At 66.4% G+C, this 7,749-nt stretch carries 7 protein-coding genes; 1 reads left to right on the top strand and 6 read right to left on the bottom strand.

The genetic code is table 11. The features are described from left to right. Position 1: 1 nt before the first annotated feature. The 4 genes from ABW137_RS17230 to ABW137_RS17215 are packed head-to-tail and all read right to left on the bottom strand — an operon-like array spanning position 2 to position 4,047. Positions 2–814 carry an ABC transporter ATP-binding protein gene (locus tag ABW137_RS17230; protein ID WP_526402106.1) on the bottom strand — a complete coding sequence of 271 codons (813 nt, stop codon included), beginning with the start codon at positions 812–814 and terminating at the stop codon, positions 2–4. Then, positions 807–1,829: an ABC transporter ATP-binding protein gene (locus tag ABW137_RS17225; RefSeq protein WP_526402104.1), complete on the bottom strand. Its 1,023-nt coding sequence runs from the start codon at positions 1,827–1,829 to the stop codon at positions 807–809. The genes ABW137_RS17230 and ABW137_RS17225 overlap by 8 nt, the downstream gene beginning before the upstream one ends. After that, positions 1,822–2,811 carry a branched-chain amino acid ABC transporter permease gene (locus tag ABW137_RS17220; RefSeq protein ID WP_526402102.1) on the bottom strand — a complete coding sequence of 330 codons (990 nt, stop codon included), beginning with the start codon at positions 2,809–2,811 and terminating at the stop codon, positions 1,822–1,824. The genes ABW137_RS17225 and ABW137_RS17220 overlap by 8 nt, the downstream gene beginning before the upstream one ends. Before the next feature lie 9 nt (positions 2,812–2,820). Further along, positions 2,821–4,047 (bottom strand): ABC transporter permease subunit, encoded by a 1,227-nt coding sequence (locus ABW137_RS17215; protein WP_526402110.1) that lies wholly within the window; start codon positions 4,045–4,047, stop codon positions 2,821–2,823. Positions 4,048–4,917: 870 nt separating this feature from the next. On the opposite strand from ABW137_RS17215, the gene ABW137_RS17210 reads away from it, so the two are divergent. Further along, positions 4,918–6,201, top strand: coding sequence for a branched-chain amino acid ABC transporter substrate-binding protein (locus ABW137_RS17210; RefSeq protein WP_526402100.1), 1,284 nt, complete (start codon positions 4,918–4,920; stop codon positions 6,199–6,201). A 10-nt stretch (positions 6,202–6,211) separates the two neighbouring features. On the opposite strand, the gene ABW137_RS17205 is transcribed toward ABW137_RS17210, so the two are convergent. Together ABW137_RS17205 and ABW137_RS17200 are read right to left on the bottom strand one after the other, a co-directional pair. Beyond that, positions 6,212–7,420 carry a lipid-transfer protein gene (locus ABW137_RS17205; RefSeq protein ID WP_526402108.1) on the bottom strand — a complete coding sequence of 403 codons (1,209 nt, stop codon included), beginning with the start codon at positions 7,418–7,420 and terminating at the stop codon, positions 6,212–6,214. 26 nt (positions 7,421–7,446) lie between these two features. Further along, the coding region (locus ABW137_RS17200; protein ID WP_526402098.1) for a Zn-ribbon domain-containing OB-fold protein at positions 7,447–7,749 on the bottom strand (303 nt) is incomplete at its 5' end.

Genomic DNA, 7,749 nt, shown 5'->3' with positions numbered 1-7,749 from the left:
GCTAGGTCTCGCGGCTCCCTGCGAGGGTGCCCAGGTACAGCTCGATGACCTTCGGGTCGGTCATGAGGCGATCACCGGTGTCGGTGTAAGCGTTGGTGCCCTGGTCCAGGACGTAGCCTCGGTCGCAGATCTGTAGGCAGCGGCGCGCATTCTGCTCCACCATGATCACTGAGACGCCGGCTGCGTTGATCTGCTTGCACCGGATGAAGACCTCGTCCTGAAACATGGGGGAGAGGCCTGCTGAGGGCTCGTCGAGCAGGAGCACCGACGGTTCCATCATCAGTGCCCGCCCCATGGCCACCATTTGGCGTTCGCCGCCGGAAAGGGCCCCCGCCTTGACCTTTCGGCGTTCCCCGAGCAGGGGGAACAGTTCTGCGACGAAGTCGAATCGTTCGGAGAACTTCGACCGCCGCAGATAGATGCCCATCTCCAGGTTCTCCTCGATGGTCAACGAGGGAAACACGTTCTGGGTCTGTGGGACGTAGCCGACGCCCTTGGTGACGAGGACGTGGGCGGGTGCCGACGTGATGTCGTCGCCTCGCAGCGTCACCCCTCCGGTGCGTACCGGGATCAATCCGAACAGGGCCTTGAGAAGGGTCGACTTGCCGGCGCCGTTCGGGCCGATGATCCCGACGATCTCGCCTTCCTTGAGATAGAAGTCGCAACCCCGCAGGATGTCGACCTCGGGGATGTAGCCGGCGATCAGCTGGTCGGCTCGCATCAGTGCGCCCTCGGCCAACCGTTGGTGCTCGGCCGGGGTGGCGGCGAGTTCGGCAGGGGTGAGTTCCGTCTGCGATCCGTCGATGTCACTCATTGCGATGCTTCCCGGTGGTGTCGGTGGCCCCGCTGGGTTCGGAGACGGTGGCGTCCGACAGGTCACCACCCGCCTCGATCGTTTCGACGACGGCCTGTTCGATCTCCTCGGCGAGGATGGCCGTCGCGCCCGTCGGGTTGCCGTGCTCGTCGAACTCGAGAGCCTGGTCGTGGTGGCTGCCGAGGTAGGCGTCGACCACTGCGGAGTTGTTGGCCAGGTCCTCGGGCGTCGACTCGGCGATCACCGAGCCCTGCGCCATCACGACCACCCAATCGCTGATGTCGCGGATGACGTCCATGTCGTGCTCGACGAACACGACGGTCATGCCGTCGTCGCGCAGCGACTTCACGTGGCCGAGGAGGCTCTGGGTGAGCGCCGGGTTGACCCCTGCCATGGGCTCGTCGAGCATCACCACCTTGGGGTTGGTCATCAAGGCGCGCGCCATCTCGAGCAGTTTGCGTTGACCGCCCGACAGCGAGCCGGCCATGTCGTCGGCCTTCTTGTCGAGCTTGAAGCGGGCGAGCATTTCCTGGGCGCGCTCGGTGATCTCGGCTTCCTGCTTGCGCCACCGGAAACGGAACAGCGAATCGACGATCCGTTCGCCCTTCTGTTCTGGCGCACCGAGTTTCACGTTCTCCAGCACGGTCATCTTGGCCAGCGCCTTGGTCAGCTGGAAGGTTCGCACGACGCCGTGGCGGGCCACCTGATGTGGGTTGAGCTTGCCGAGCTCGGTGCCCTCCATGGTCCAGGTGCCGGTGTCTGGCCGGTCGAACCCGGTGATCAGGTTGAAGAACGTGGTCTTGCCAGCGCCGTTCGGTCCGATCAGCCCGGTGATGCACCCGCGTTGGATCTCGAGGTGTGCCACGTCGACCGCCTTCAGGCCGCCGAACGAGCGAGTCATGTTGTCCACCAACATGATCGGGTCGGGCTTCTTGGAACCCGGCTCGGCTCCGACCCCGGCCAACCCGTTGTCGCGGGTGGGCGCGGTCGAACCTGCCTTCGCGTCGTCAGCCATCGAATTGCACTTCCCGTTTGTTTCCGAGGATGCCCTGCGGTCTGTAGATCATGAGCAAGGCGATCAGAATGCCCAGCAGGACATAGCGTGTCGCGCCCACCTGTGCGTCGGTGAGGGGGAGCAGTGGATCCGGACCCGCGATCGCCTGCCTCAGCAGGGCGTCGGGGATCGCGAGCAGGAACCAGAAGAGCATCGCGCCCACGACCGGGCCGAGCACCGTCGCCGCGCCGCCGAGCAGGAGCGCTCCGAACGCGTAGAACGTCTGCGCGGTGGAGTAGAAGTCGGGGTTGATGGACTTGGTCTGAAGCGCGTTGAGGATGCCGCCCATCCCGCCGATCATTCCGCCGAGGACGAGCGCCTGCAGTTTGTAGACGAAGACGTTCTTGCCGAGCGCCCTGGCGGCGTCCTCGTCCTCGCGGACCGCCTTGAGGACGCGTCCCCACGGACTGTGGGTGAGTAGATAGACGAACATGCACAGCACCGCCACCAGTGTCCAACCGACGACCATCGTCCACAGGTCGTCGCCGACGAACTTGATGCCGAGCAGCGAATACTGCTTGCTGGAGTCGAACGGGCTGTACCGGGTGAAGGGGTCCGCGAAGCCGTTGAGCCCGTTGGTCGAGCCGGTGACGGGGTCAGCGGCCGTGGATCTGAATACCAGCCTGAGCACTTCCGAGGCCGCGATCGTGACGATGGCTAGGTAGTCAGCCCGCAATCGGAGCGTCGGGATGCCGAGCAGCACCGCGAGCAACCCCGATGCGGCCAGGCCGACCAGGATCCCCAGCCAGAGTGGCTGGTCGTAGGTGATGGTCATGATTCCGACGCCGTAGCCGCCGAGGAGGGCGAACCCGATTTGGCCGAAGTTGAGCAGACCGGTGTAGCCGAAGTGCAGATTCAGCCCGATGGCAAGAAGCGCATAGAAGATTGCGGACGGCCCGATCAGCTGAGCAAGCGATGTCTGCAAGGCACCAAGGATGTCCATGGCTAGACGTCACCCGATCCTTTCCCTCGACCCCAGGATGCCCTGGGGTCGGACGATGAGGATGACGATCAAGATGAGCAATCCGCCGATGTACTTCAGGTCGGGGTCGATCACCAGCGTCGACATCTGAACCAGCAGGCCGACGACGATGCAGCCGAGCAGCGCACCGTAGGCGGTGCCCAGGCCGCCGAGCGTGATGCCGGCGAACATAAGGAGCAGCAGCTTGAAGCCCATCTCCCATTGCACCCGGCCGCCGAGTTCGGACATTGCGAGCAGGACGCCGCCAAGGGCTGCGAGTGCGCCGCCGAGGCACCATACGACGGTGATGACGCGCTCGACGTTGATGCCGCAGGACGCGGCGAGGTCCTTGTTGTCGGCGACGGCCCGCATGGCCTTGCCGATCTGGGTCCGCTGCAACATCAGCGCTACGCCGACGAGGACCACGAGGCTGACCCCGATCGTCATCAGGTTGACGTCGGTGATCGCGATGGGACCCCACTGCCGTTCGGCGCTGACGGGGTAGTCCGCGAAGGACTGCGACCGATCCGAGAAGAAGATGAGGATGAGGTAGCGCAGGCTGATGGCCAGACCGATCGAGACCACCAGCTGGGGTATCAGCCCGACTCGCCGTTTCCGCAGCGGTCGCCAGACACCCGCGTTGTTGAGCCATCCGATCCCGATGCCGACCACCACCGCCAGCAGCGCGGCGATCAGCAACGGCAAGCCGAACGTCACGTTGAACACCCACGCGAGTACCGCGCCGAGCGTGACCAGCTCACCGTGCGCGAAGTTCGTCAGGCCAGTCGTGCCGAAGATCAGACTCAAGCCGATCGCGGTGATGGCGATGACCAGGCCGAAGCGCAGGCCGTCGATGGCCAGCCGAATCATCCGCTCGTATAGCGGTGTCGCCTGGGACACCCGCACCTCGCCGAATGTGAAGACGACCGTATTGGCCCGCTCGGCGACGACGGCGCGACTGATCGATCGCTGCACGGAGACCCCGGACGGCAGGCTGTCAGCTGCCACCTCGAAGGTGTACGTGCCGACGGGGACCTCCAACGTCCAGCGTCCGTTCTCGTCGGACGTGGCGGTGGCGACCTCCGCGCCACTGGCGTCTAGGGCCTTCACGTCGGCGCCGGCGACGGGCTGGCCCGCGTTGACGAGGCGTCCCGACACCGTGGCTGGCTCGGGCTCCGCCATGGCGTGGCCAGCTCCGAACAACCCGGCAAGGAACACGAAGACGAGCACGAACAAGCCGAAACAGGCCCGTTGCCGCCCTGGCCCCGACACTGCCGCCCTTCGTGACGTCCCGTGGGAGCTGGCGCCCACTAATGAACCTCCATTGTGTTGCTCTTCGCGCCGAGGCGCGACTTGGTATGCGGGACTGTAGCGGCTCCGGTGACGCATGGCCCGTTTCTCGAATGTCCGACGTGTTTCGATCTTGTTTCGCGCGGCGGATCGCTCGGCACGGCGACGGGAGCCCGACCGCACGCACGGGATGGCGGAAAATGTACGCAAGCTGTCATTGCTGCCACTGTTCCGCAGGCCTGGACAGGCGGATTCTGGATTGCATGACATACCTACTCGTGTTGCTGGCGATCCTTATCGCCCTCAGCTTGGCGGCGGCCCTCGGGAAGACGCCAGACACCCACCGCCAGGCAAGCCCGCACGGCGACCTCAGCTTCTGATCTCGCCCGTATCCGTTGTAGTGCAGCGGTTCTGGGCCCACCTCGCCTCGCAGGTGATCACCGCACCCCTCGGTCGACCGGCCGAAGCGGCCACCCGACCCGCGCTCGATGTCGGGCGAGCTGATGTTGGTTGCTCCGGCTGCCACGGCCAGCCCTGGCCGGCGCCCACGTCGAGCGTCGGAGCGTTCCGCGCTAGTGCGCGGGGTCCGTTGATGACGGCCCGCACGACGACGCACTGATCCAGGCGACGACCGGGCTTCTGCGATCACGCACCTACCCTTACCCAAAAATTGACCCGTCCGGCGCATTTCGGAATCATCCGACGCTCCGGGACGTGTCTTGGTGTTCGGCCCAGTACCGACTCGTCGTCTACTCTTGGGGACGCTGACCTGGGCTGAACGGATGGGGAGGGTTCCGGATGGGTGGGACGCTGCCATCTCCGGATCAGTCGAGCGAGGTCACGCCCCCCAGCCGCCGCAAGGGCAGGCCCATCGTCCTGGTGTCCGCCGTCGCGGTCGGCGTTGTCGCGGTGGTGACGGCATGGTGGCTGACCTCGTCGAACGGTCCTCTCGGTAAGGACTCCGGCGATGGTGGGCAGGCCGGCGCGTCGCGCATCAAGGAGCTGGCCCAACTCGATGGCAACGGTGTAGCCGTAGATTCCAGCGGTGGCGACCCCGCGGATCCGGCTGGCGACGGCAATGCCGTCTGCCTCCCGCTGTCGATCGCGACGGCCGTCGCGCTAACCGGTCCCAACGTCATGCGCGACAGCAGCATCAGGAACGGTGCGCAGCTGGCCGTCGACAAGCACAACGCCGCCAACCCGGGATGTCAGGTTCAGCTGAAGCTGTTCGACACCGCGGGCGACCCGGCCGTCGCCGCGGGCGTGGTACCCGAGATCGTCGAGGACACCTACACCGTCGGTGTGATCGGTCCCAGCTCCGCGGCCGAGGTCGTGGCGATGGGTGGGCTGTTCCGCGACGCGGGCGTGGTCGCCGCGACGCCATCGGCGACCGAGAACGCGCTCTCGGAGAACGGCTGGGGAACCTTCTTCCGCGGGTTGGCAAACGATGGCGTGCAGGGCCTTTCAGTGGCCAACTACATGAAGGGGGCTCGCGGATACCGTTCGGTGTGCGTGGTGGATGACGGCTCGGACTACGGCCGCGAACTCGCGGGGGCCGTGCGTCAGGGGCTCGGTCCAGCGGCCCGGCCCGACTGCGGAGTATCCGTCGCCGTCGACAACGGCGACCCGACCTCAGCGGTGTCTCGGGTCGACGCCGTCAACCCCGACGCCGTCTTCTACGCAGGGCATTCCGGTCCGGCCGCGGACTTCGTCACGCGGCTCAGGGAGGGCGGTGTCACGGCAACCTTCGTCGGCGGTGGGGCCAGCAAGGACGCCGCGTTCGCCGAGAGAGCGGGGGATGCGGCGAACGGATCGTTGCTGTCCTGCGGCTGCGCGCCGGCAACCGGACCGTTCGCAGAGGACTACTCCCAGCGGTTCGGCGCCAGGCCCGCCTCCTTCGCCGCCGAGGCCTATGACCTGGCGACGATCATGCTCAAGGGTATCGACCGCGGAATCAACACCAGGCCTGCGCTTCTGGACTTCATGCACACGTACGACGGTCTGGGCACGGCAGGCCGTTACCAGTGGACGGAGTCCGGTGAGCTAACCGCGCCTTCCATCTGGATCTACGAGGTGCAGTAGCGCCGACCGGTCAGCGGGCGACGACGACCGACGAGCCGTGCCCGAACAGGCCTTGGTTGGCGGTGATTCCGACGGTGGCGCCTTCGACCTGGCGACCGGTGGCCTGGCCCTTGAGCTGCCAGGTGAGTTCGCAGACCTGGGCGATGGCCTGGGCGGGGATGGCCTCGCCGAAACAGGCAAGCCCGCCAGACGGATTGACCGGGATGCGGCCGCCGATGGTGGTGGCGCCACTGCGGAGGAGAGCCTCGGCTTCACCTTTCGGGCACAGGCCCAAGTGCTCATACCAGTCCAATTCGAGTGCGGTGGACAGGTCGTACACCTCAGCCAGGCTGAGGTCCTCGGGACCGATGCCCGCTTCTGCATAGGCGGCATCGAGAATCTGGTCCTTGAACACCCGGTCAGGGGCAGGCACCACGGCCGTGGAATCCGTTGCGATGTCCGGCAATTCGGGCAGATGCTGCGGGTAACGCGGCGTCACGGTGGATATCGCCCGCACCGACGGGACACCGTCGACCGACCCCAGGTGCTTCTCGGTGAACGACTTGCTCGCCACGATCAGCGCGGCGGCGCCGTCGGAGGTGGCGCAGATGTCGAGCAGCCGCAGCGGATCGGACACCACTGGGCTGGCCAGCACGTCATCGATCGAAACGTCCTTGCGGAAGCGGGCATTCGGGTTCTGCAGTCCGTGCCGCGCGTTCTTCACCTTGACCTGAGCGAAGTCCTCCAGCGTCGCGCCGTGCAGATCCATTCGCCTGCGTGCCAGCAGCGCGAAGTACACCGGGTTGGTGGCGCCGATGAGATGGAACCGCTGCCAGTCGGGGTCGTTGCGACGCTCGCCGCCGACGGGCGCGAAGAAGCCCTTGGGTGTCGTGTCGGCGCCGATGACGAGGGCGACGTCGCAGAACCCAGCAAGGATCTGCGCGCGTGCGCTCTGCAGGGCTTGAGATCCCGAGGCGCAGGCAGCGTAGCTGGAACTGACGGGGACGCCGTTCCAGCCGAGTTTCTGGGCAAAGGTTCCCCCGGCGACGAAGCCGGGGTAGCCGTTGCGGATGGTGTCCGCGCCTGCGACCAACTGGATCTGGCGCCAGTCCAGACCGGCCTCGGCGAGGGCGGCGCGGGCGGCGACGACGCCGTACTCGGTGAAGTCGCGACCCCACTTGCCCCAGGGATGCATGCCAGCGCCGAGGATGTAGAGGGGTTCCGGCGGGGTGGAGCGCAGCGACTCGGGGGAGGTGTCCGTGGCGGTCATTCTGCGATCTTCCAGGCGTGGACGGTGCGGACGAAGCCGTCCTCGTCGGTATACAGCGGCATGGTGGTGAACTCCATCTCCATCCCAATCTTCAGGTCGGCGGCCAGGGTGCCCTCGACCACCTTGCCCAGCACGATGAGCCCTTCGTCGGCCAGTTCCACGGCGGCCACGGCGAACGGCTGGAAGGGATCCGGCGACGGATACGGCGGGGGCGGGGCGTACTGGTTCTCCGTGTAGCTCCAGAGGGTGCCGCGTGTCGACAGCGGCACCTGCGCCAAGTCGTCCCCGTCACAGGCCGG

The organism is Mycobacterium sp. (genome assembly GCF_040509115.1).
In the GTDB taxonomy this organism is placed as follows: domain Bacteria; phylum Actinomycetota; class Actinomycetes; order Mycobacteriales; family Mycobacteriaceae; genus Mycobacterium.
This window is presented reverse-complemented; position numbering and strand designations above follow the sequence as displayed.

Bases quoted from the DNA above. Each gene is read 5' to 3' on its own strand.
- ABW137_RS17225 (WP_526402104.1), bottom strand. From the start codon at position 1,829: ATGGCTGACGACGCGAAGGCAGGTTCGACCGCGCCCACCCGCGACAAC.
- ABW137_RS17210 (WP_526402100.1), top strand. From the start codon at position 4,918: ATGGGTGGGACGCTGCCATCTCCGGATCAGTCGAGCGAGGTCACGCCC.
- ABW137_RS17220 (WP_526402102.1), bottom strand. From the start codon at position 2,811: ATGGACATCCTTGGTGCCTTGCAGACATCGCTTGCTCAGCTGATCGGG.
- ABW137_RS17230 (WP_526402106.1), bottom strand. From the start codon at position 814: ATGAGTGACATCGACGGATCGCAGACGGAACTCACCCCTGCCGAACTC.